Genomic DNA, 22164 nt, shown 5'->3' on the forward strand with positions numbered 1-22164 from the left:
CGCGTTTCAGTTGGCCGTGTCGTCGGCAGGCGGCAGCAGCTTGTCGATGGCGCCGCCGAGCGACAGGAATTCGAGATTGTAGAAGCGCTGGCTCCACGCCTCGTCCTTGGAGCACGACGCCGCGAGCGCTGCGGCAGCCTCGGCCGGCGCGCGCTGCCAAAGCACTTTCGCCTCGGCGCCGCCGATAAGCGCGACGATGTCGTCGCGCGGCAGGCCGGCGGCGACGAGTTTGGCGGCGATCTTGGCGAGCATGTCGTCCCAGTCGTGCACGGTCACAGGCAGGATCGTCGGCAGGGTCGCCGCCACGCATTCGAGCAGCCGCTTTTCCAATGGCAGCTCGGCGGCGACGGCGTCCTTGATCGCCTGCCATTGCTGGGGGCTCACCGGCGTTGCGACCGGCGTGATGTCGATGCTGGAGAACACGCGGTCGATCTCCTTGCCCCACCCGTCTCGCTCGACGTAGCCGAGATCGGCGGCCGCCGTCGCGTCGTTGCAGTCAGCTTGGCCGGCGGGCGGCAGCGCATCGAGGCGGGCCGCGGTTTCCTTGATGAAATCGACAGCGAAACCGTTTGCCCATAACGTCGCGACGAACACGGCCTTGGCCTGCGCCCAGGCAGCATCGTCGCGGACGGGCGAGTCCGGCTTGGCGCACGCGAGCGCCGTGGCGCGATCGCGGACCAGCGCGTCGACATAGACGCCAAGCGCCGGCGCCAGCGCACCGGGCGTCACCGTCGTCATGTCGGCGCGGGCGGGAAGGATGAAAAGCAGAGCGAGAAGCGCGGCGGCGAGGATGCGCATCGCCGCCGTCCCGAGCCTTAAAGGTCGAGGATCATGCGCTGCGGGTCTTCCAGCCCTTCCTTGACGCGCACCAGGAAGGTCACCGCCTCGCGGCCGTCGACGATGCGATGGTCGTAGCTGAGCGCCAGATACATCATCGGCCGCACCTCGACCTTGCCGCCGATGACCACTGGCCGCTCCTGGATCTTGTGCATGCCGAGGATGCCCGACTGCGGCGCGTTGAGGATCGGCGTCGACATCAGCGAGCCGTAGATGCCGCCGTTGGTGATGGTGAAGGTGCCGCCCTGCATCTCGGCCAACTGCAACTGGCTGTCGCGGGCCCGCTTGCCGAGGTCGGCGATCGTCTTCTCGATTTCGGCCAGCGACTTGGTGTCGGCGTCGCGCACCACCGGCACGACCAGGCCGCGGTCCGTCCCGACCGCGATGCCGATGTGATAATAATTCTTGTAGACGAGATCGGTGCCGTCGATCTCGGCGTTGACCGCCGGGATCTCGTGCAGCGCCTGGATGCAGGCCTTCACGAAGAAGCCCATGAAGCCGAGCTTCACGCCGTGCTTCTTCTCGAACAATTCGCGGTAGTCGGTGCGGAGCTTCATCACCGCGCTCATATCGACCTCGTTGAAGGTCGTCAGCATCGCCGCGGTGTTCTGCGCTTCCTTCAAGCGGCGCGCGATGGTCTGGCGGAGCCGCGTCATCGGCACGCGCTCTTCGCGCGAGGCGTCGTCGGCCGGCGACGGGGCGCGCACCGTGACCGGCGCAGCGGGAGCCGACGGCACGGTGATCGGCGCGGAGAGCGCGTCGGCCTTGGTGATGCGGCCGTCCTTGCCGCTGCCGTTCGCCGGCGTGACGCCGCGCTCGGTCATGATCTTCTTGGCGGCAGGCGAAGCACCTTCGACGGCTGAGGCGGCGGTGGCCGGGGCAGCAGCGGGCTTCGCGGCAGGCGCCGGTGCCGGCGCGGCCTTGGCGGCAGCAGCAGGCGCAGCCGCCTTCGCCGGGGCAGCGGCGATAGCCTTGGCGTCAACGTTGATGGTGGCAAGGATCGCGCCGAGGCCGACCACGGTGCCCTGCTTGGCCTCGATCTTCTCTATGACGCCGGCGGACGGCGCCGGAACTTCCAGCGTGACCTTGTCGGTCTCGAGCTCGACGATCGGCTCGTCGGCGGCGACGCTGTCGCCGACCTTCTTGAACCAGGTGCCGACCGTTGCCTCGGTCACCGACTCGCCGAGCGTCGGTACGCGGATTTCCGTAGCCATGTCTCAGTCCCCGTTTCGCCTACTCTAGCGAAGGCCCAGTTCCTATTCCGCAAAAGCTTCGTCGAGGAAAGCGTTGAGCTGCGCCAGGTGCCGCGCCATCAGGCCGGTCGCCGTCGCCGCCGCCGCGGCGCGGCCGACGTAGCGCGGCCGGTCCGCCTTGCCCTCGTTTTGCGCCAGCACCCATTCGAGGTACGGCTCGACGAAGGTCCAGCCGCCCATGTTCTTGGGCTCCTCCTGGCACCAGACGATCTCGGCCTGCTTGAAGCGCGACAGCTCGGTCATCAGCGCCTTGGCCGGGAACGGATAGAGCTGCTCGACGCGCAGCAGGTAGACATCGTTGATGCCGCGCTGCTCGCGCGACTCGTAGAGGTCGTAGTAGACCTTGCCCGAGCACAGGACGACGCGCCGGATCTTCTCGTCCGGCACCAGCTTGATCTTCTCGTTCTTGAGGTACTGCGCATCGTCCCACAGGAGACGATGGAACGAAGAATCCGGCCCGAGCTCGGCAAGCGACGACACCGCGCGCTTGTGGCGGAGCAGCGACTTCGGCGTCATGATGATCAGCGGCTTGCGGAAGTCGCGCTTCAACTGCCGGCGCAGCGAATGGAAGTAGTTCGCCGGCGTCGTCAGGTTGACGACCTGCATGTTGTCTTCGGCGCAAAGCTGGAGGTAGCGCTCCAGCCGCGCCGACGAATGCTCCGGCCCCTGCCCCTCGTAGCCATGCGGCAAAAGGAGCGTCAGGCCCGACATGCGCAGCCACTTCTTCTCGCCCGACGAGATGAACTGGTCGATGACCACCTGGGCGCCGTTGGCGAAGTCGCCGAACTGCGCTTCCCACAAGGTCAGCGCATTCGGCTCGGCGAGCGAATAGCCGTACTCGAAACCGAGCACCGCCTCTTCCGACAGCATCGAGTTGATGACCTCGAAGCGCGCCGCGCCGCTGGCGAAGGCGTTGAGCGGGATGTAGCGCTCCTCGATGTCCTGATCGAACAGCACGGAGTGGCGCTGCGAGAAGGTGCCGCGTTCCACGTCCTGGCCCGACAGGCGGATCGGGTGGCCTTCCTTGATCAGCGAGGCGAAGGCCAGCGACTCGGCGGTCGCCCAGTCGAGCCCGGCGCCGGTGTCGATCGCCTTGCGGCGGCCGTCGAGCACGCGGCCGACGGTCCTGTGGAGCGCGAAGCCTTCCGGCACCTCGGTCAGCGTCTTGCCGATCGACTTCAGTTCGTCGATCGTGAGGCCGGTGGCGCCGCGCCGCGGCGCGTCGCCGGCTTCCGCCGACTTGAGGCCGGCCCAGGCGCCGTCGAGCCAATCGGCCTTGTTCGGGCGGTAGTTGATGCCCGCTTCCAACTCGGCTTCGAGATGCTCGCGCCAGCCGGCCTTAGTCTTCTCGATCTCGTCGTTGGTCAGCAGGCCTTCCTCGACCAGCTTCTTGCCGTAGATCTCCAGCGTCGTCGGATGCTCGGCGATCGCCTTGTACATGATCGGCTGAGTGAATGCCGGCTCGTCGCCTTCGTTGTGGCCGTGGCGGCGATAGCAGAACATGTCGACGACCACCGGCTTGTGGAACTTCTGCCGGAACTCGGTCGCGATCTTGGCGGCGTAGACCACGGCTTCCGGATCGTCGCCGTTGCAATGGAAGATCGGCGCCTCGACCATCTTCGCCGTGTCCGACGGATAGGGCGAGGAACGCCCGAAGCGCGGATTGGTGGTGAAGCCGATCTGGTTGTTGATGATGAAATGGATAGAGCCGGCGGTGCGGTGACCGCGCAGGCCCGACAGCCCGAAGCATTCCGCAATGACGCCCTGCCCGGCGAACGCCGCGTCGCCGTGCAGCAAGAGCGGCAGCACGCGCTCGCGCTGTTCCAGCGGCACCACGTCGCCGCGCGGCTGGTCGGCCAGCTTGTCCTGCTTGGCGCGCGCCTTGCCGAGCACCACCGGATCGACGATCTCGAGATGCGACGGGTTGGCGGTCAGCGACAGGTGCACCCGGTTGCCGCCGAACTCGCGGTCCGACGAGGCGCCGAGGTGATACTTGACGTCGCCCGAGCCTTCGACGTTGTCGGGCGAGGCCGACCCGCCCTTGAACTCGTGGAAGATGGCGCGGTGCGGCTTGCCGAGCACGTTGGCGAGGACGTTGAGGCGCCCACGATGGGCCATGCCGACGACGATCTCCTGCACGCCGAGCGCGCCGCCGCGCTTGATGATCTGCTCCAGCGCCGGGACGAGCGACTCCGAGCCGTCGAGGCCGAAGCGCTTGGTGCCGGTGAACTTGGCGTCGCAGAACTTCTCGAAGCCTTCCGCCTCAACCAGCTTGTTGAAGATCGCCTTCTTGCCTTCCGGCGTGAACGCGATGCCCTTGTCCGGCCCCTCGACGCGCTCCTGGATCCACGCCTTCTCGACCGGGTCGGAGATGTGCATGAACTCGATTCCGAGCGTCGAGCAGTAGGTGCGGCGGAGAATGTCGACCATCTCGCGGACGGTCGCGAACTCCATGCCGAGGACCTTGTCGATGAAGATCTTGCGGTCGAGGTCGCCCTCGCGGAAGCCGTAGTGGCCGGGATCGAGCTCGTCCTCGTTCGACACCAGCTCGAGGTTCAGCGGATCGAGGTTGGCGTGGAAATGGCCGCGCACGCGGTAGGCGCGGATCATCATCAGCGCGTGGATCGAATCGCGCGTCGCCTGGGTGACCCCGGCCTCGCTGAGCGGCGCGCCCTTGGCGGCGGCGACCGACTTGATCTTGTCCGCCGTCCTGGTCGCGACCTCGGCCCAGTTGCCGTCGAGCGCCGCGGTCAGTTCGCCGTTCAACAGCGGCGGCCAGCCCGGCCGCTGCCACGACGGCTTGTTTTCCGCCTCGGGGATATCCTTCAGCCCCTCGAAAAACGCGCGCCAGTCGGCATCGAGCGACTGCGGGTCGCGCTGATACCGGGCGTGCAAATCTTCGAGGTAGGGCGCGTTGGCGCCGTAGAGGAAGGATGTCGCCGCGAATTCCTTATTCGCGTCCTGCCGTGCCATCTTTTTGGTCCCGCGGGAGGAGGTCCCGCGCTCTCATTTCCGCGCAGCCACAGTGCCACGCTCTAAAGGCCGATCACCAGACAATCAACCGGGATTTTCAGGACCCTTATGTGGGGTCCGGCCCCACTCACCTCAAGACTTCGACCAGAGTACGACCGATACGGGCGGGCGAGTCGGAAACGGTGACCCCCGCCGACCGCATCGCCTCGATCTTGTCTTCCGCCCCACCGTGGCCGCCGGCAATGATCGCGCCGGCATGACCCATGCGGCGGCCGGGCGGCGCGGTACGCCCGGCAATGAACCCAACCACGGGTTTCTTACGTCCGCGTGACGCTTCATCCTTCAGAAACTGTGATGCCATCTCCTCCGACGACCCGCCGATCTCGCCGATCATCACGATAGAGTGAGTGGCCGGGTCGGCGAGAAACATCTCGAGCACGTCGATGAAATCCATGCCCTTGACCGGGTCGCCGCCGATGCCGACGGCGGTGGTCTGGCCGAGCTTGACGTTGCTGGTCTGGAATACCGCCTCGTAGGTCAGCGTGCCGGAGCGCGAAACGATCCCGACCGAGCCTTGGCTGAAGATGTTGCCCGGCATGATGCCGATCTTGCATTTGCCCGACGTCATCACGCCCGGGCAGTTCGGCCCGACCAGCCGCGACTTCGAGCCGGTCAGCGCCCGCTTCACCTTCACCATGTCCAGCACCGGGATGCCCTCGGTGATGGTGACGATCAGCGGAATCTCGGCCGCAATCGCTTCCAGGATGGCGTCGGCGGCGAACGGCGGCGGCACGTAGATGACGGTGGCATCGGGCTTGGTCGCGGCGACGGCTTCCAGCACAGTGTCGAACACCGGCAGGTCGAGGTGCGTCTGCCCGCCCTTCCCCGGCGAAACGCCGCCGACCATTTTCGTGCCGTAGGCGATCGCCTGCTCGGAATGGAAGGTGCCGTTCTTGCCGGTGAAGCCCTGGCAGATGACCTTGGTCGATGCGTCGATGAGGATGGACATCAGGCAGCCTTCCCCACCGCCGCGACGACCTTCTGCGCCGCATCGTCGAGGTCGTCGGCGTTGATCACGTTGAGGCCGGACTCGGCGATGATCTTCTTGCCGAGCTCGACGTTGGTGCCTTCCAGCCGCACGACCAGCGGCATGTTGAGGCCGGTCTCCTTGACCGCGGCGAGGATGCCCTCCGCGACGATGTCGCAGCGCATGATGCCGCCGAAGATGTTGACCAGGATGCCCTTCACCTTGGGATCGGCGGTGATGATCTTGAAGGCCGCCGTCACCCGCTCCTTCGGTGCGCCGCCGCCGACGTCGAGGAAATTAGCCGGCGCGCCGCCGTAGAGCTTGATGATGTCCATGGTCGCCATCGCGAGGCCGGCGCCGTTGACCATGCAGCCGATGGTGCCGTCGAGCGCGATGTAGTTGAGCTCGTTCTTCTGCGCCTCGACTTCCTTGGGGTCCTCTTCCGCCTCGTCGCGCAGCGACTCGATGTCGGGATGGCGGAAGAGCGCGTTGTCGTCGAAGCTGATCTTGGCATCGAGGCAGATGAGCTTGCCGCCCTTGGTGACCACCAGCGGATTGATCTCGAGCAGGCTCATGTCCTTGGCGACGAACGCCGTGTAGATCTGCGCGATCAGCGCACCGCACTGCTTGACCAGGTCGCCGCGAAGGCCGAGGCCGTAGCCCAGCGTCTGGCCGATATGCGGCGAGTAGCCGGCCGCCGGATCGACGCTGACCGTGACGATCTTCTCCGGCGTGTGCGCGGCGACTTCCTCGATGTCCATGCCGCCCGCCTGCGATGCGATGAACGCGACGCGGCCGGTGGCGCGATCGACCAGCGCCGAGAGATACAGCTCGCGCTCGATGTCGGAGCCTTCCTCGATGTAGAGGCGGCGCACGACGCGGCCCTCATGGCCGCTCTGCTTGGTGACCAGAGTCTTGCCGAGCATCTGGCGGGCGTTGTCGACCACCTCGGCGACCGACTTCGCGACGCGCACGCCGCCCTTGTCGCCGGCCGCGGCTTCCTTGAACTTGCCCTTGCCGCGCCCGCCGGCGTGGATCTGCGACTTCACCACCCACACCGGGCCGGGCAGCGACTTCGCCGCCTTCTCCGCCTCGTCGGCCGAGAAGATCGCGACGCCGTTGGCAAGCGGCACGCCGAAGGTGCGCAGCACCGCCTTCGCCTGATACTCGTGGATGTTCATTGGCGCCGCTCGTCTCCGCCGGCTGCCGCCGCTACTTGGTCAGCGCCGGCACGATCTTGTTGCAGGCTTCGATGAGGCCATCGACGGAGGCCAGCGACTTGTCGAACATCGCGCGCTCGGCCTTGTTGAGGTCGATCTCGATGACGCGCTCGACGCCCTTGGCGCCGATCACGGCCGGCACGCCGATGTAGCGGTCGCGCACGCCATACTCGCCCTTGAGTGACACGGCGCAGGGCAGAACGCGCTTCTTGTCCTTGAGGAAGCTTTCCGCCATCGCGATCGCCGAGTGCGCCGGGGCGTAGAAGGCGGAGCCCGTCTTGAGCAGCGTCACGATCTCGGCGCCGCCATCGCGCGTGCGCTGCACGATCTCCTCGATGCGCTGCTTGGTCGTCCAGCCCATCGTCACGAGATCGGGCAGCGGGATGCCGGCGACCGTCGAATAGCGGATGAGCGGCACCATCGTGTCGCCGTGGCCGCCAAGCACGAACGCCGTCACGTCCTCGACCGAGACGTCGAATTCGGAGGCGAGGAAATAGCGGAAGCGCGACGAATCGAGCACGCCGGCCATGCCGACGACCATGTCCTTGGGCAGCCCGGAAAACTTCTGCAGCGCCCACACCATCGCGTCGAGCGGGTTGGTGATGCAGATGACGAAAGCCTTGGGCGCGTACTTCTTGATGCCGGCGCCGACCTGCTCCATCACCTTGAGGTTGATCTCAAGCAGATCGTCGCGGCTCATGCCCGGCTTGCGCGGCACGCCGGCCGTCACGATGCAGACGTCGGCATTCTTGATGGCGGCATAGGCCGATGTGCCGGCAAACTTGGTGTCGGAACCGAACACCGGCGTCGCCTCGGCGAGGTCGAGGGCCTTGCCATCCGGCACGCCTTCCATGACGTCGAACAGGATGACGTCGCCGAGTTCCTTGAGGCCGACGAGATGGGCGAGCGTGCCGCCTATCTGACCTGCCCCGATCAACGCGATCCGTGCACGAGCCATGGGCGAGATTTCCCTTCGACTATCGGGAAGGAGGAGCGGGAGACGCCCCGAAAGGACACGGGCGTTGACCTAACCCTATTGATGGTGCGGTGCAAGAGGCGGAATTGGTGAGGTCCGTACCCGGCGGAAAAGATTCCGGATGGAGGGCGCGGGCCGGGGATTGAGCCTCGCGGGGCGCGCCTAGCCCTCGAGGTTATCGCGAGGCGACGCGCGGTCGACCGCCACGTTTGCCGTTGGCGCGCGCCGCTTCGGCCTTCGCCGCGCTTCGCACGGAGCCGCCGGCCACGCCGAGCTGCGCCGCCATCCATTTCTTCGAGCCGAAGATGCCCTGCATCAGAGACGGGACGTAGAGATCGGCATCGAGCTTAGGGAAATAGATGCCGAAGCCCGACGGGCTGATCTCGATCGTATTCAGCTCCTGGGGCGTCGCGTGTTCCAGCCCCTCGGCGAGACTCGGCGGGAATGCCAGTTCGACGCCATTGCTGAGGCTGACGATCACGCGATCGCGGCGCCGGTCGTAGCGCGCACCGATGGCGGCAGGTTCAGTTGTGCGCCGCGCCGCGGAACGGCGCTTCGCGGCCGTGAACTCCTCACGCCCGGCCATGTATCTTCCTCCATTCCGCACAAAGGACAGGCACCTTGTCGTCCAGCACCCGACGGATCGCCACGACCTGCCGCCGATCGATGCCGTAGGTCTCGCGCAGCTCCACCGGCCCGCCGGGACAGTTCAGGTTGAACACCGCCTCGCCGCCGGCGCCGACGACATGCACATGCGACGGCGCATGATCGGCCGGGTAGACGACAACCCGATATCCGGCAAATCGCAGCACCGTCGGCATGGTTCATATAAACCCAACCGGTTGGGTTTTCAACCTTTGCCGCCCGCCTTCGCCCCGTGCTCCGCGCCGAGATACGCCGCCGAGCGCATCTCGATCAGCCGCGAGACCGTGCGCTGGAAGGCGAAAGCCTCCTCGCCGTCGGTGGCGGTGTAGAGCGCCGCCGGTTCGGCCGCGACGGAGGCGATCAGGTTGACGTGGTGGTCGTAGAGCGTATCGACCAGCAGGATGAAGCGGCGGGCGACGTCGCGGCGCTCGTCGGCGATCACCGGGATGTCGTCGACCACGATGGTGTGGAAGGCGCGCGCGAGCTGCACATAGTCGTTGGCGGCGAGCGGCGCCTCGCAGAGATCGGCGAAGCGGAAACGCGCGACGCCATCGACCGCCTGCGGCACGCGAATGTCGCGGCCGCGGGTGCGAAGCGCCGTCGGCTCGCCGCGCATCGTGCCGGTGAGCCGCTGCCACAGCGTATCGAGCGCGGCGCGCGACGACGCGCCGAGCGGCGTCACGTACACCCTGGCGCCGCCGAGCTTCGCCAGGCGATAGTCGGTGGCGATGTCGAGATGGAAGACATCGACGTGCCTTTCGAGCAGCGCGATGAACGGCAGGAAGAGGCCGCGGTTGAGGCCGTCCTTGTAGAGCTCCGCCGGCGGACTGTTCGAGGTCGCGACCAGCACGAGGCCGCGCGCAAACAGCGCCTCGAACAGGCGCGACAGGATCATCGCGTCGGCGATGTCGGTGACCGAGAATTCGTCGAGACAGAGCAGCCGCGCCGTCTTCACGACGGCATCGGCGACCGGCGCGATCGGATCCGCGCCGCCGCCGGCGCGCGCCGCATGCAGGCGGTCCTGCACCTCGCCCATGAACTCGTTGAAGTGGATGCGCCGCTTCGGCAGGTCCGGCGCCGAGGCGAAGAACGCGTCCATCAGCATCGTCTTGCCGCGGCCGACGGCGCCATGGATGTAGAGGCCGCGCGGCGGCGGCGGCGCGCCGCGAAAGCGGGCGAAGAAACCGCGCGGCGGCGGCGAGCCGAGCTCGGCGAGCAGCCGGTCGAGCCGGGCGGCGAGGCGAATCTGCGCGGGATCGGGAGAGACATCGCCGGCGGCGACGCGCGCGGCATATTCGGCGGCGATCGGGCCGCCGGTCGCCTCCGCCGCGCTCATGTTTGCCGGATCAGCGATAGAAGGTGACGCCCTGCCCGTTGGCCTGGCCGTCGAAGCGGTTGTTGCCGGACGAGGCGAGCGTGACCACGGGCGCGCCGGCCGCCCCGGCAAGCACGACGTTGCTGCCCTGCAGGTTCCAGGCGGAGATCGACTTGAGCAGGTTGGTCGTGCAGCCTCGCGTCGAGGCGCGGTAGCCGCCGGTCCAGCTCGTCAGCGTCATGAACAACTGGCAGGAATCGTTGCCCGAGGTGATCGTCCACCCGCCGAGCAGGTCGGTGCGGCCGAGGCCGCCGTCTACGCCCGAGCCGGTGGATGCCGTCGTCGTGACCGAGCCGGGCGGCGGGGTGAGCGGCTGGTCGGCGGGGCTGGTGCCGGTATCGACCGGCAGGCCGCCGACCGTATCGACGTTGCCGTCGGCCGCCGGCGCGCCGATGTCGGTGCTGTCCACCGTCCCGACCGTGGTCGTTGACGCCGGCAGCGGATCGACCGGCTTCTCGCGTTTCCAGGGCAGGCCAATGGCGCCGAACGATCCACATCCGGCGAGCGCGATCACGAGGGTGACCGGCAGCACGATTCTCAACGCCATCGACAAGTCCTTTTAGCGGCGGGCTCCGCCGAATCGCTTTACCCGTTTGGCGGCGAATTGTAGCGCCTTTCAGGCGGGAAGCAGCCATCCGCTGGAAAAGCGGCGCAATCTAGACCGCGGCGGGGCCGCGTTTCCAGTAGGAGAACGCCGCGTCAGACGCGACGTTCCACCATCATCTTCTTGATCTCGGCAATGGCCTTCGCCGGGTTCAGCCCCTTCGGGCAGGTCTGCGCGCAGTTCATGATGGTGTGGCAGCGGTAGAGCCGGAACGGGTCCTCGAGATTGTCGAGCCGCTCGCCGACCGCCTCGTCGCGCGAATCGATCAGCCAGCGATACGCCTGCAGCAGCACCGCCGGCCCGAGATAGCGGTCGCCGTTCCACCAGTACGACGGGCACGAGGTCGAGCAGCAGGCGCACAGGATGCACTCGTAGAGACCGTCGAGCTTCTCGCGGTCCTTGTGGCTCTGCTTCCATTCCTTCTCGGGCTGCGGCGTCTCGGTCTTCAGCCACGGCTCGATCGAGCGGAGCTGGGCGTAGAAGGTCGACAGATCGGGGACGAGATCCTTGACCACCGGCAGATGCGGCAGCGGGTAAATCTTTACGGCGCCGTCGATGTCGTCCATCGCCTTGGTGCAGGCGAGCGTGTTCGTGCCGTCGATGTTCATCGCGCACGAGCCGCACACGCCCTCGCGGCACGAGCGGCGGAAGGTGAGCGTCGGATCGATGTTGTTCTTGATCCAGATGAGCGCGTCGAGAACCATCGGCGCCATCTGCCCGCGATCGACGTAGTACGTGTCGACGTGCGGGTTCTCGGCCTCGTCCGGATTGTAGCGATAGACGCGGAACTCGGTGACCTCGCCCTTCGCCGTCTCCGGCGCGGGCCACACCTTGCCGGTGCCGACCTTGGAATTCTTGGGGAGGGTGAACTGGACCATGTCGCCCGCCTCTATAGCCGAGGCAGACGCCGAGGGCCAAGCACGTCAGACGCGCGGATCAGCGCAGGTGGACGCGGATGACGAGCTTCAGCCCGGACCAGACGTCGTCGATCGCCGCAACCTTCACGTCGACGAGGTCGAGCTTCAGCGCCTCGGCGCGCACCACGTCTTCCGTTATGTCGGTCGGCACCTTGGCCGACTTCTTCGGCCACGAGATCCAGATCATGCCGTCCGAGTTGAGATATTTGCGGAGCTTCGGCAGGCCGGCCGTGAGTTCGTCGCGGCTCTTCGTGAACGCGTGGATGGCGTCGTAGGTCTGCGGACCGAGCGGTCGCGACCAGTCGCCGCGCTTGGCGACCTTCCCGAAATCTACCGAGCTCGGAAGCTCGGCGAGATCGTCCGGAAGCGCCACGAACGCGATGGTCGAGCCCGGCTTGTAGCCGAGCTTCTCGTGGAGCGGTTTGACCGAGTAACCGGCCTGCGAAAGTGTGGCGAGCGCCATAGTCTTAACGTTCCTTCAGGCCAACGCGACAACGGAGCGCCGCTAGTCGCAACGCCCTTCAGTACGAAACGGACAGGTTCGGAAAACCACTCTAAGGCTCGGATATCTATGCGAATCCTTGCCGTCTCGGGCCTGACACAAAGATAGGGGATCGCGGCCCGAGTTTCACGCTTTTTCGGCGCTAACCCACTGAAATGGCTAACTGACCGATTTGCGGTGACAACTTATTGGAATCACTACAGAAATAGGCGCGACGCGAGCGGGGGCTGCGGGACAACCGCACTCACAATGCATTGAAGTTGCTTGGGAAATCCGGGGCGCGGCGAGTCCCCTCTCCCCCGAGGTGACTCATTGGCATTCGCGAGGACGCAGACCCGATTACACCGTCCTCAGTATACCCGCGCCTTCGGCTCGATGTACTGCACCTCGTTGGTCAACGTGTGCGTGTGCACCGGGCGGTCGTCGAGGTTCACCGTGCGCTTGGCGAGGTCGATGGTCGCCAGCGAATGCTTCATCCAGTTCTTGTCGTCGCGCTCCGGATAGTCCTCGCGCGCGTGGGCGCCGCGCGACTCGGTGCGGGCGAGTGCCGAGTCCATCGTCGTCACGGCCTGGACGATCAGGTTGTCGTATTCCAGCGTCTCGATCAGGTCGCTGTTCCAGATCAGCGAGCGGTCGCTGACGCGGATATCCTCGCTGCCGCTCCACAATTCGTGGATGCGTTCGTGGCCCTGCGCCAGCACCTCGCCGGTGCGGAACACCGCGCAATTTTCCTGCATGATCTTCTGCATGCGGAGGCGCAGCGCCGCGGTCGGCGTGCCGCCCTTGGCGTTGCGGAAGCGGTCGAGCCGCGCCAGCGCGTTGTCGCCGGCGTCCTTGGGCAGGTCGCGATGCTTGGAGTCGCGCTCGACGGTCTTTACCGCCTGCGCCGCCGCAGCGCGGCCGAAGACGATGAGATCGGTCAGCGAGTTCGAGCCGAGACGGTTGGCGCCGTGGATCGACACGCACGCCGCCTCGCCGACCGCCATCAGGCCGGGGACGATGGTGTCCGGGTCGCCGTTCTTCTTGGTCAGCACCTCGGCATGATAGTTCGTCGGGATGCCGCCCATGTTGTAGTGCACCGTCGGCAGCACCGGGATGGGCTCGCGCGTCACGTCGACGCCGGCGAAGATGCGCGCCGACTCGGAGATGCCCGGCAGCCGCTCGTGGATGACCTTCGGGTCGAGATGCGACAGGTGCAGGAAGATGTGGTCCTTCTCCGGACCGACGCCGCGCCCCTCGCGGATCTCCACCGTCATCGACCGCGAGACGACGTCGCGCGAGGCAAGATCCTTGGCGTGCGGCGCGTAGCGCTCCATGAAGCGCTCGCCCTCCGAGTTGGTGAGATAGCCGCCCTCGCCGCGCACGCCCTCGGTGATCAGCACGCCGGCGCCGAAGATGCCGGTCGGGTGGAACTGCACGAACTCCATGTCCTGCAGCGGCAGGCCTGCCCTGAGCACCATGCCGTTGCCGTCGCCCGTGCAGGTGTGCGCCGAGGTGCAGGAGAAATACGCGCGGCCGTAGCCGCCGGTGGCGAGGATCGTCTTGTGCGCGCGGAAGCGGTGCAGCGTGCCGTCTTCCATGCACAGCGCGACGACGCCGCGGCACTCGCCGTCTTCCATGATCAGGTCGATGGCGAAATATTCGATGAAGAATTCCGCCGAGTGGCGCAGCGACTGGCCGTAGAGCGTGTGCAGGATGGCGTGGCCGGTGCGATCGGCGGCGGCGCATGTGCGCTGCGCGGTGCCCTTACCGTAGTTGGTGGTCATGCCGCCGAACGGGCGCTGGTAGATGCGGCCGTCTTCGGTGCGCGAGAACGGCACGCCGAAATGCTCGAGCTCGTAGACCGCCGACGGCGCCTCGCGGCAGAGATATTCGATCGCGTCCTGGTCGCCCAGCCAGTCCGACCCCTTGACGGTGTCGTACATGTGCCAGCGCCAGTCGTCCTCGCCCATGTTGCCGAGTGCGGCCGAGATGCCGCCCTGCGCCGCGACCGTGTGCGAGCGCGTCGGGAACACCTTGGTGATGCACGCCGTCTTGAGCCCGGCCTCCGACGCACCCAGCGCGGCGCGCAGGCCGGCGCCGCCGGCGCCCACCACGACAACGTCGAAGGTGTGATCCGTGAAGGTATAGGCGCGGCCGTTGACCGCTGGGCCGTTACCGTCCGCCATGACTAGACTCCGACCGCGAGTTTCAGAACGGCGATGATCGCCACCGCCGCGACCGCGATGGAAAACAGGGTGCTGGCGCCGAGCAGGATCAGCTTGGTGCCTTCGTTGTGCACGTAGTCCTCGACGATCACCTGCATGCCGATACGCATATGGATCGCGACCGACACGAAGAGAAGGATGAACAGCGGCGCCACGAACGGCGCGCCGATCAGGTCGCGCACGTCCGCGAAGGGCCGACCCACTGCATAGGCCAGGATCAGCACCACCGCGGTCGACAGGATCGCGTTCGCGACGCCGGTCAGGCGCTGGCTCCAGAAATGCTCGGTGCCCTCGTGGGCGGAGCCGAGGTGGCGGACGCGGGAGAGCGGCGTGCGCATCGCTACGACCTCAGCCAGAGGGCGATCGCCCAGAGCAGGAGCGTAAACACGATGGAGCCGATGAGATTGGCCCACGCGATCCGGTCGCGCGCCGGCTTGCCGAGACCGTAGCCGAAATCCCAGACGAAATGGCGGAAGCCGCCCAGCATGTGGTGGATCAGCGCCCACGAATAGCCGAACAGCACGATCAGCCCGAGCCAGGAGCCCAGCACCCAGTTGGCGAAAGCGAACGGCCCTGGCCCGGCGGCGAGCGCCACCAGCCACCACGCCAGCAGCAGCGTGCCGAAATAGAGGCCGATGCCGGTGATGCGCTGGGCGATCGACATCGCCATCGTCATCGTCCAGCGGTAGATCTGAAGGTGCGGCGATAACGGCCGGTTCGCCTTGATGTCGGCGCTCGACATTGGCCCGGGTGCCCCAAGAAACGGCGACGGAAAGCGGAGTGGTTCTAATCCCGATGTGGCGGTGCGTCAAAGCACGCTTCGAGCATATTGCGTTCGGCGCGTCTCTCCCTCGGGTGTCGTCCCCGCGCAGGCGGGGACCCAGTAAACGCCGGTGCCTGAGGGTGTGGCAGGCTGGCGCGGCAAGAACCCGACCGCCTGTGTTTACTGGGTCCCCGCCTGCGCGGGGACGACAACGGAGCAAGAGACAGACGGAGCGCGCTTGCCTTTGCGCCATCGCGCCGCTACGGGAACCGAAACACGCCAAGGAACGCCTCTCATGCCTACCCATCATCTCCTCCTCCTTCCCGGCGACGGCATCGGGCCGGAGGTCATGGCCGAGGTGAAGCGCGTGCTCGCCTTCCTCGACATCGAGGGCGGCGACACGTTCGAGACCGAGACCGATCTGGTCGGCGGCTGCGCTTACGACGCGCACGGCAAGGCGGTGTCTGAGGAGACGATGCGGAAGGCGCTCGCCGCCGACGCGGTCCTCTTCGGCGCCGTCGGCGGGCCGAAGTGGGACGGCGTGCCGTATGACGTGCGGCCCGAGGCCGGACTCCTGCGCCTGCGCAAGGACCTCGAGCTGTTCGCCAACCTCAGGCCCGCGATCGTCTATCCGGCGCTCGCCGATTCATCGTCGCTGAAGCGCGAGCTGGTCGAGAATCTCGACATCCTGATCGTCCGGGAATTGACCGGCGGCGTTTACTTCGGCCAGCCGAAGACGATCACCGACATCGGCAACGGCCAGAAGCGCGCCATCGACACGCAGGTCTACGACACCTACGAGATCGAGCGCATCGCGCGCGTCGCCTTCGATCTGGCCAAGACGCGGCGCAACAAGGTGACGTCGATGGAGAAGCGCAACGTCATGAAATCCGGCGTGCTGTGGCACGAGGTCGTGACGGCGACCCACAAGCGCGAATATCCGGGCGTGACGCTGGAGCACATGCTCGCCGACGCCGGCGGCATGCAGCTCGTGCGCGCGCCCAAGCAGTTCGACGTCATCGTCACCGACAATCTTTTCGGCGACATGCTCTCCGACGTCGCCGCGATGCTGACGGGCTCGCTCGGCATGCTGCCCTCGGCATCGCTGGGCGCGCCGGACGCCAAGACCGGCAAGCGCCGCGCGCTCTACGAGCCGGTGCACGGCTCGGCGCCCGACATCGCCGGCAAGGGCATCGCCAACCCGATCGCGATGCTTGCCTCCTTGGCGATGGCGCTCCGCTATTCCTTCGGCAAAGGCGAGACCGCCGACCGGCTGGAGAAGGCGATCTCCGCCGTGCTCGACAAGGGCTTCAGGACCGCCGACATCTGGACCGAAGGCACCGAGAAGGTCGGCACCGTGGCGATGGGCGACGCGATCCTCGCGGAACTCGGGCGCGAATGACGCGCCTATACCGCAGCCCCGGCGTCTGGACGCGCACCGTCGCCTATCTCGCCGTCGTCGTCGCCGCGCTGCTGTGGGGCATCTTCGAGCTGTGGCGCGCCGCCTATGAACAAGGCGGCGATGCCTCGAGCGGCGCGCTGTTCGGCGTGCTCTTCCTCGGCGGCAGCGTCTATGCCATCTGGCAGATCGTCGGCGAATGGCGCGACGTGGCGGTGGCGCTCGACCGCGACACTGACGGCACGCTGGTCGCGACGCAGTGGTCGCTGACCGGGCCGAAGAAAATCCGCGGCGAGTTCCGCAACTGGCGCTTCCACGTCGCGATCGTCAAACGCAACGCCCCGGTTTATTTCATCTACGCCGACCATACGGCGCGCACGCGCCCGCTGCGCTTCGATCTCCGCCCGGGCGTTGATCTCACCGGCCTGCGTTCGGTCGCGCCGGAGGCCGTGGCGGAATACGAAACGACGCTTCAGCCGGCGAAGGTGTCGTAGAGCAGCTTGACGTTGAGGCCGACGATGATCGCGGCCACGCTCCACGCCAGCACCGCCACCGGCGTCCCGATCGCGAACGTCCCCATCTTGCGCTTGCTGGTGACGAAGCTGACCAGCGGGATCACCGCGAATGGAAGCTGCATCGACAGGATGACCTGCGACAGCACCAGCAGCCGCGCCGTGCCGCTCTCGCCGTAGAGCGCCGTGACGACCACCACCGGCACAATCGCCAGCGCCCGCGTCAGCAGCCGCCGCGCCCAGTGCGGCAGGCGGATGTGCAGGAAACCTTCCATCACGATCTGCCCCGCGAGCGTCGCCGTAACCGTCGAGTTGAGGCCGGAGGCGAGCAGCGCCACGGCGAACAGCGTCGAGGCGATGCCGAGGCCGAGCAGCGGCGACAGCAACTGATACGCCTGGCCGATCTCCTCGACATCGGCGTGGCCGCTGGTATGGAACGTCGCCGCGGCGACCACCAGAATCGCGGCATTGACGAACAGCGCCAGCATCAGCGCGACGGTTGAATCGACCGTCGCCCACCTGATCGCGTCGCGCTTGCCCGTCTCCGTGCGCTCGTAGGCGCGCGTCTGCACGATCGACGAGTGCAGGTAGAGGTTATGCGGCATCACCGTGGCGCCGATGATGCCCATCGCGATGTAGAGCATCTCGGGATTGGTCACGATCTCGGGGCGCGGAATGAAGCCGGCGAGCAGCGCCGCGACCGGCGGCTGCGCCGCGATGATCTGGATCAGGAAGCAGCCGGCGATGACGACGAGCAGCGCGATGATGAAAGCTTCCAGGAAACGGAAGCCGCGGTTCATCAGCAGGAGAAGCAGGAACGCGTCGGCGGCGGTGATCAGCGCGCCGTAGAGCAGCGGAATGTGGAAGAGAAGCTGCAGCGCGATCGCGGTGCCGATCACCTCGGCGAGATCGCACGCGATGATCGCCAGTTCGCACGCGATGTAGAGGACGAAATTCACCGGCCGCGGGAAGGCGTCGCGGCACGCCTGCGCGAGGTCCCTGCCCGTGGCGATGCCGAGGCGCGCGGCGAGCGCCTGCAGGAGGATCGCCATCAGGTTGGAGATCATGATGACGGTGAGCAGCGTGTAGCCGAACTTGGAGCCGCCGGCGAGGTCGGTCGCCCAGTTGCCCGGGTCCATGTAGCCGACCGAGACCATGTAGCCCGGCCCGACGAAGGCGAGCAGCCGGCGGAACCAGAACGCGCCGGCCGGCGGCACGCGGACGGTCGAGTTGACCTCGGGCAGGCTGGCGCGGTTGCCCGTGAAGCGCCACCCCTCAGGTGCCGCGCCTCCCGGTCCCGCTGCCGTCTCTTCCCGCATGCCTTGCGCCCCGCAAATGATAATGCGAATTATTCGCAAACAGATATGGCAGGTGGGCGGTGGGTTGGCAAGTGGTTGATGGGAAAGGCGTTGTTTTGCTCGCTCCCTGACGGAGAGGGCAATGAACATTGGTGAGCGGAGCGAACTTAGGCGAAGGGGGTGAGGGGTCGGAACAGGGCTTGTAAGCAGGCGGTCTGTAACCCTTCACCCTTCGTCTCTAGTCGCTTCGCTCTCAAAAGACGAAGCCCTCTCCCTCCAGAGAGGTGGAAAAATTCGCTGTGAAAGGAGGAGAGACACCCCTCCCCAAAACCGCGAAGTGCGGTTTTGGCCCTCCCGCAAGGGGAGGGCTCAAGCGGAGTTTGCTGGAGCGTGGTGCTTCAACGGGACGAACCCTCCCCTCAAAACGCCGAAGGCGTTTTGGGGGGAGGGGTGTCTCCCCTCCTTCCGCAGCCAAACAACTTGCCGCCACCAAAGAAAAGCCCGGCCTCGCGGCCGGGCTCCAATATCGTCACCAGCTATCGGCCGGGGATCACTCCCAGGTCGAATACGCCAGCGTCAGCTTCTTCGTCGCGCCGCCGGTGAGGCCGGTGATCTGGAACTGGCTGACGCGGCCCTGGTTGGTCGCGGCGCAGATGTAGCTGCCGACCGGCAGCGTGATGAGCGGCACCGCGTTCGGACTGAAGGATGCCGCAGAGCAGCCGTCGTAGCCGCGGTCGGACTTGTTGCCGACGGCAAACTGCGCGCCGTTCATCGGCCTGAGGAACAACTGCGTCGCCGTCACCGCCTGGAACTGCAGGTCGGCGGCGGGGCCGCCCGGAACGTTGCCCTCGTCGAGATCGAGCGTGAACGTCTGCTGGACCGCGATCGTGCCGTCCGAATGGACCGGCTGGCTGCCGCCGCCGCTGCTCGCGCTCCACGTCGTGTGGTCGAAGTAGATGGTCATCGGGATCGGCAGACCCGGGATGCCGTTGACGTTGGCTACCCGCAGGCGGCCGAAGTTGCCGTCGCTCGTCTTGACGCACAGCCACACGCCGACCGGCAGTTGCGACTGCGGGATCGGGCCGGCGCCATACGGTGCCGTCTGGCAATCGGCAAAGGTCGGCAGATGCGTGCCCTGCGGGCTGAGGCGCGTGTTGTTGACCGGCTCGAGCAGGCGCAGGAACGGATTGTCGGCGCGCAGGCGAATGTCGGGCGCTCCGCCGGCGTCGAGGTCCGCCACGCCATTGTCGACCAGCGTGATCGGGCCGTCGGAGACGATGCTGACGGAGGGGCCCGGCGGCGGCGCCGAGACGCACTTGAACCGCTTGCCCGGAATCTTGGCGCAATTCTCGTTGACCGGAGCGGCGCGCGACATGGCGCCGGAGGATCCATAGGTGCACACCAGCACCTGCTGGCCGCTCGACAGATCGACCTTGTAGTCGGTGAGCGGGCTGACCTGCGAGTTGGTGGTCCAGCCCGGCGGCAGCGGCTCGACGATGGTGCGCGTCGCCTGGAAAAGCGGACAGGCAACCGTCGAGTCGGCGTGTGCCGACACCGCCGACAGCCCCATCGCAAAGCCGGCGACGATCATAGTGCCCAAAAGGCTACGCATGCGAACGTCCCTCCCGTTTCGGCCGAAGGGCCGACCGATCGATACTAGCTTAGCGCGCGGTACCTGAAACCCTGATGAACCAAATATTCAGCATGGCTTTGTCGTCAGCCATGCGTCCGCGAGCATCCGGTCCCGGTCCTGTGTTCGCGTTGACTATTTCGCCGGTTCCAGTAGAAGAAGCCCCGGTTTTCCCAAGGTCCGCCATGAACTTGCGCCTCGCTCTCCTGGCCCTTTTTGCCCGCCCGGCTCTCGCCGACGGCAAGGCCGTGGCGCGGAAAACCAAAACGAAAACCACGAAAACCGCTTAAGTTCTCGCTCCCGCCGCGACCTCTCTCCCCGGCATCGGGCGAGGGAAACGGGTCGGATGTGGCCCGAAGGATGAGCGGAGAGGGAACGGAGCTTTCAAGATGGGTTTCAAGGTCGCGGTCGTAGGCGCCACCGGCAACGTCGGGCGCGAGATGCTCGCCACGCTGGACGAGCGCGGCTTCCCCGCCGACGAGGTCGTGGCGCTCGCCTCGCGCCGCAGCCAGGGGACGGAAGTCTCCTACGGCGACAGCGTGCTGAAGGTGAAGACGCTCGACAACTATGACTTCTCCGACACCGACATCGCCCTGATGTCGGCGGGCGGCGCCGTCTCCAAGGAATGGTCGCCGAAGATCGCCGCCGACGGCTGCATCGTCATCGATAATTCCTCGGCCTGGCGCTACGACGCCGACGTGCCGCTGATCGTGCCCGAGGTCAACGCCGACGCGATCGTCGGCTTCCGCAAGAAGAACATCATAGCCAACCCGAACTGCTCGACGGCGCAGCTCGTCGTCGCGCTGAAGCCGCTGCACGACCGCGCCAAGATCAAGCGCGTCGTCGTCGCCACCTACCAGTCGGTGTCCGGTGCCGGCAAGGAAGCGGCGGACGAATTGTTCACGCAGACGCGCGCGATCTTCGTCTCCGATCCGGTCGAGTACAAGAAGTTCCCCAAGCGCATCGCCTTCAACGTCATCCCGCAGATCGACGTCTTCCTCGACGACGGCTTCACCAAGGAAGAATGGAAGATGGTGGTCGAGACCAAGAAGATCCTCGACCCGAAGATCAAGCTGGTCGCGACCTGCGTGCGCGTGCCGGTGTTCATCGGCCACTCCGAGGCGGTGGCGATCGAGTTCGAGAATCCGATCACCGCCGACGAGGCCCGCGACATTCTACGCGAGGCGCCCGGCTGCCTGGTCATCGATAAGCGCGAGCCCGGCGGCTACATCACGCCGGTGGAAGCCGCCGGCGAGGATGCGACCTACATCAGCCGCATCCGCGAAGACCCGACCGTCGACAACGGCCTGATGCTGTGGGTGGTCTCCGATAACCTGCGCAAGGGCGCGGCGCTGAACGCGGTGCAGATCGCCGAGGTGCTGGTCAACCGCAAGCTGATCAAGCCGAAGCAGAAGGCGGCGTAACGATGCCGGGAAAAGTGGGCACCGCCTTTCCGTCCGGCGTGGTGCGGTAGGAACGGGCGGCCGCGACGATGGCAACCACGAGCGGCGCCCGCCACTGGGGAGGCTTCATCCTCTCCGGCGGCACCGCGTTCGTGGCCGATTCCGGCATCACGCTGATGCTCGCCCACTTCGGCCTCAACCGTTTCGTCGCGCGCCTGCTCGGCATCGCGGTGGCGATGGTCGTCGCCTGGCTGATGCACCGCCGCGTCACTTTCGCCATGGACGCCGGCGCCTCGTGGACCGAGTTCCTGCGCTTCGCGGCCGTGGCTGCCAGCGCCAACGCGCTGAACTTCGTGATCTACAGCCTGCTGCTGCTGGCGTTTCCGGCGCTGGCGACGCTGGTCGCCATCGTCATCGCGACGGCGATAGCCACGGTCGCCTCCTACCTTGGCTTCCGCCTCGGCGTGTTCCGCGAGCCTCCGCCGGTGGTGTAGGCGGGGTTGGCGGCAGCGGTCGTTTCGGGACAGCGGTCATCCCGGGAGGATGAGAGACACCCCTCTCCAAAACGGCGAAGTGCGGTTTTGGCCCTCCCACAAGGGGAGGGCTCAAGCGGAATTTGTTGG

General features: G+C 66.6%; 21 protein-coding genes. 4 read left to right on the forward strand and 17 right to left on the reverse strand.

What is annotated here, in order from left to right; genetic code table 11:
* Positions 1–6: 6 nt before the first annotated feature.
* From WDM94_00485 to sdhC, 15 genes are all read right to left on the reverse strand, one after another.
* On the reverse strand, positions 7–798 hold the full coding sequence (locus WDM94_00485; protein ID MEJ0011104.1) for a hypothetical protein: 792 nt from the start codon (positions 796–798) through the stop codon (positions 7–9).
* A gap of 17 nt (positions 799–815) precedes the next feature.
* Entirely contained in the window at positions 816–2051 is a 1236-nt protein-coding gene (odhB, locus tag WDM94_00490; protein MEJ0011105.1) for a 2-oxoglutarate dehydrogenase complex dihydrolipoyllysine-residue succinyltransferase, read from the reverse strand.
* A gap of 42 nt (positions 2052–2093) precedes the next feature.
* The gene (locus WDM94_00495) at positions 2094–5063 is read right to left on the reverse strand and encodes a 2-oxoglutarate dehydrogenase E1 component (protein ID MEJ0011106.1); all 2970 of its coding nucleotides are present in this window, start codon (positions 5061–5063) and stop codon (positions 2094–2096) included.
* 127 nt (positions 5064–5190) lie between these two features.
* Positions 5191–6072 (reverse strand): succinate--CoA ligase subunit alpha, encoded by an 882-nt coding sequence (gene sucD, locus WDM94_00500; GenBank protein MEJ0011107.1) that lies wholly within the window; start codon positions 6070–6072, stop codon positions 5191–5193.
* On the reverse strand, positions 6072–7271 hold the full coding sequence (gene sucC / locus WDM94_00505) for an ADP-forming succinate--CoA ligase subunit beta (protein MEJ0011108.1): 1200 nt from the start codon (positions 7269–7271) through the stop codon (positions 6072–6074). The genes sucD and sucC overlap by 1 nt, the downstream gene beginning before the upstream one ends.
* A gap of 31 nt (positions 7272–7302) precedes the next feature.
* Positions 7303–8268, reverse strand: coding sequence for a malate dehydrogenase (mdh, locus tag WDM94_00510; protein ID MEJ0011109.1), 966 nt, complete (start codon positions 8266–8268; stop codon positions 7303–7305).
* Positions 8269–8461: 193 nt separating this feature from the next.
* Positions 8462–8872, reverse strand: coding sequence for a DUF2442 domain-containing protein (locus tag WDM94_00515; protein ID MEJ0011110.1), 411 nt, complete (start codon positions 8870–8872; stop codon positions 8462–8464).
* Complete coding sequence (locus WDM94_00520) at positions 8859–9107, reverse strand: DUF4160 domain-containing protein (GenBank protein ID MEJ0011111.1); 249 nt, start codon at positions 9105–9107, stop codon at positions 8859–8861. Before WDM94_00520 ends, WDM94_00515 begins: the two co-directional genes overlap by 14 nt.
* Positions 9108–9136: 29 nt before the next feature.
* Positions 9137–10267: a cell division protein ZapE gene (zapE, locus tag WDM94_00525; GenBank protein MEJ0011112.1), complete on the reverse strand. Its 1131-nt coding sequence runs from the start codon at positions 10265–10267 to the stop codon at positions 9137–9139.
* A gap of 10 nt (positions 10268–10277) precedes the next feature.
* On the reverse strand, positions 10278–10853 hold the full coding sequence (locus WDM94_00530) for an AprI/Inh family metalloprotease inhibitor (protein ID MEJ0011113.1): 576 nt from the start codon (positions 10851–10853) through the stop codon (positions 10278–10280).
* A gap of 152 nt (positions 10854–11005) precedes the next feature.
* Positions 11006–11788: a succinate dehydrogenase iron-sulfur subunit gene (locus WDM94_00535; protein ID MEJ0011114.1), complete on the reverse strand. Its 783-nt coding sequence runs from the start codon at positions 11786–11788 to the stop codon at positions 11006–11008.
* Between the two features lie 58 nt (positions 11789–11846).
* Complete coding sequence (locus WDM94_00540) at positions 11847–12290, reverse strand: DUF3052 domain-containing protein (protein MEJ0011115.1); 444 nt, start codon at positions 12288–12290, stop codon at positions 11847–11849.
* A 389-nt stretch (positions 12291–12679) separates the two neighbouring features.
* Positions 12680–14497, reverse strand: coding sequence for a succinate dehydrogenase flavoprotein subunit (gene sdhA / locus WDM94_00545; GenBank protein ID MEJ0011116.1), 1818 nt, complete (start codon positions 14495–14497; stop codon positions 12680–12682).
* A 2-nt stretch (positions 14498–14499) separates the two neighbouring features.
* Positions 14500–14874 (reverse strand): succinate dehydrogenase, hydrophobic membrane anchor protein, encoded by a 375-nt coding sequence (sdhD, locus tag WDM94_00550; GenBank protein ID MEJ0011117.1) that lies wholly within the window; start codon positions 14872–14874, stop codon positions 14500–14502.
* Between the two features lie 2 nt (positions 14875–14876).
* Positions 14877–15278, reverse strand: coding sequence for a succinate dehydrogenase, cytochrome b556 subunit (gene sdhC, locus WDM94_00555; GenBank protein ID MEJ0011118.1), 402 nt, complete (start codon positions 15276–15278; stop codon positions 14877–14879).
* 316 nt (positions 15279–15594) lie between these two features.
* Here sdhC and leuB point away from each other — a divergent pair, with 316 nt between their 5' ends.
* A complete protein-coding gene (gene leuB, locus WDM94_00560; GenBank protein ID MEJ0011119.1) occupies positions 15595–16701 on the forward strand; it encodes a 3-isopropylmalate dehydrogenase in 1107 nt (368 codons plus the stop codon).
* Positions 16698–17192: a hypothetical protein gene (locus tag WDM94_00565; protein ID MEJ0011120.1), complete on the forward strand. Its 495-nt coding sequence runs from the start codon at positions 16698–16700 to the stop codon at positions 17190–17192. The genes leuB and WDM94_00565 overlap by 4 nt, the downstream gene beginning before the upstream one ends.
* On the opposite strand, the gene WDM94_00570 is transcribed toward WDM94_00565, so the two are convergent.
* The gene (locus WDM94_00570; GenBank protein MEJ0011121.1) at positions 17171–18529 is read right to left on the reverse strand and encodes an Nramp family divalent metal transporter; all 1359 of its coding nucleotides are present in this window, start codon (positions 18527–18529) and stop codon (positions 17171–17173) included. The genes WDM94_00565 and WDM94_00570 overlap by 22 nt on opposite strands.
* Before the next feature lie 529 nt (positions 18530–19058).
* Positions 19059–20120 carry a hypothetical protein gene (locus WDM94_00575; protein ID MEJ0011122.1) on the reverse strand — a complete coding sequence of 354 codons (1062 nt, stop codon included), beginning with the start codon at positions 20118–20120 and terminating at the stop codon, positions 19059–19061.
* A 407-nt stretch (positions 20121–20527) separates the two neighbouring features.
* Between WDM94_00575 and WDM94_00580 the strand changes: the two genes are divergently transcribed.
* A complete protein-coding gene (locus WDM94_00580) occupies positions 20528–21562 on the forward strand; it encodes an aspartate-semialdehyde dehydrogenase (protein MEJ0011123.1) in 1035 nt (344 codons plus the stop codon).
* 68 nt (positions 21563–21630) lie between these two features.
* Positions 21631–22035, forward strand: coding sequence for a GtrA family protein (locus tag WDM94_00585; protein MEJ0011124.1), 405 nt, complete (start codon positions 21631–21633; stop codon positions 22033–22035).
* The last annotated feature ends 129 nt before the right edge of the window (positions 22036–22164 follow it).

Source organism: Bauldia sp., from assembly GCA_037200845.1.
Classification (GTDB): domain Bacteria; phylum Pseudomonadota; class Alphaproteobacteria; order Rhizobiales; family Kaistiaceae; genus DASZQY01.

Coding starts and splice junctions, on each gene's coding strand:
- WDM94_00585 (MEJ0011124.1), top strand. CDS start 21,631: ATGGCAACCACGAGCGGCGCCCGCCACTGGGGAGGCTTCATCCTCTCC.
- WDM94_00575 (MEJ0011122.1), bottom strand. CDS start 20,120: ATGCGTAGCCTTTTGGGCACTATGATCGTCGCCGGCTTTGCGATGGGG.
- sdhD (MEJ0011117.1), bottom strand. CDS start 14,874: ATGCGCACGCCGCTCTCCCGCGTCCGCCACCTCGGCTCCGCCCACGAG.
- WDM94_00565 (MEJ0011120.1), top strand. CDS start 16,698: ATGACGCGCCTATACCGCAGCCCCGGCGTCTGGACGCGCACCGTCGCC.
- WDM94_00485 (MEJ0011104.1), bottom strand. CDS start 798: ATGCGCATCCTCGCCGCCGCGCTTCTCGCTCTGCTTTTCATCCTTCCC.
- WDM94_00535 (MEJ0011114.1), bottom strand. CDS start 11,788: ATGGTCCAGTTCACCCTCCCCAAGAATTCCAAGGTCGGCACCGGCAAG.
- leuB (MEJ0011119.1), top strand. CDS start 15,595: ATGCCTACCCATCATCTCCTCCTCCTTCCCGGCGACGGCATCGGGCCG.
- WDM94_00570 (MEJ0011121.1), bottom strand. CDS start 18,529: ATGCGGGAAGAGACGGCAGCGGGACCGGGAGGCGCGGCACCTGAGGGG.
- zapE (MEJ0011112.1), bottom strand. CDS start 10,267: ATGAGCGCGGCGGAGGCGACCGGCGGCCCGATCGCCGCCGAATATGCC.
- sdhA (MEJ0011116.1), bottom strand. CDS start 14,497: ATGGCGGACGGTAACGGCCCAGCGGTCAACGGCCGCGCCTATACCTTC.
- mdh (MEJ0011109.1), bottom strand. CDS start 8,268: ATGGCTCGTGCACGGATCGCGTTGATCGGGGCAGGTCAGATAGGCGGC.
- sucC (MEJ0011108.1), bottom strand. CDS start 7,271: ATGAACATCCACGAGTATCAGGCGAAGGCGGTGCTGCGCACCTTCGGC.
- WDM94_00495 (MEJ0011106.1), bottom strand. CDS start 5,063: ATGGCACGGCAGGACGCGAATAAGGAATTCGCGGCGACATCCTTCCTC.
- WDM94_00515 (MEJ0011110.1), bottom strand. CDS start 8,872: ATGGCCGGGCGTGAGGAGTTCACGGCCGCGAAGCGCCGTTCCGCGGCG.
- odhB (MEJ0011105.1), bottom strand. CDS start 2,051: ATGGCTACGGAAATCCGCGTACCGACGCTCGGCGAGTCGGTGACCGAG.
- sdhC (MEJ0011118.1), bottom strand. CDS start 15,278: ATGTCGAGCGCCGACATCAAGGCGAACCGGCCGTTATCGCCGCACCTT.
- WDM94_00520 (MEJ0011111.1), bottom strand. CDS start 9,107: ATGCCGACGGTGCTGCGATTTGCCGGATATCGGGTTGTCGTCTACCCG.
- WDM94_00530 (MEJ0011113.1), bottom strand. CDS start 10,853: ATGGCGTTGAGAATCGTGCTGCCGGTCACCCTCGTGATCGCGCTCGCC.
- WDM94_00580 (MEJ0011123.1), top strand. CDS start 20,528: ATGGGTTTCAAGGTCGCGGTCGTAGGCGCCACCGGCAACGTCGGGCGC.
- sucD (MEJ0011107.1), bottom strand. CDS start 6,072: ATGTCCATCCTCATCGACGCATCGACCAAGGTCATCTGCCAGGGCTTC.
- WDM94_00540 (MEJ0011115.1), bottom strand. CDS start 12,290: ATGGCGCTCGCCACACTTTCGCAGGCCGGTTACTCGGTCAAACCGCTC.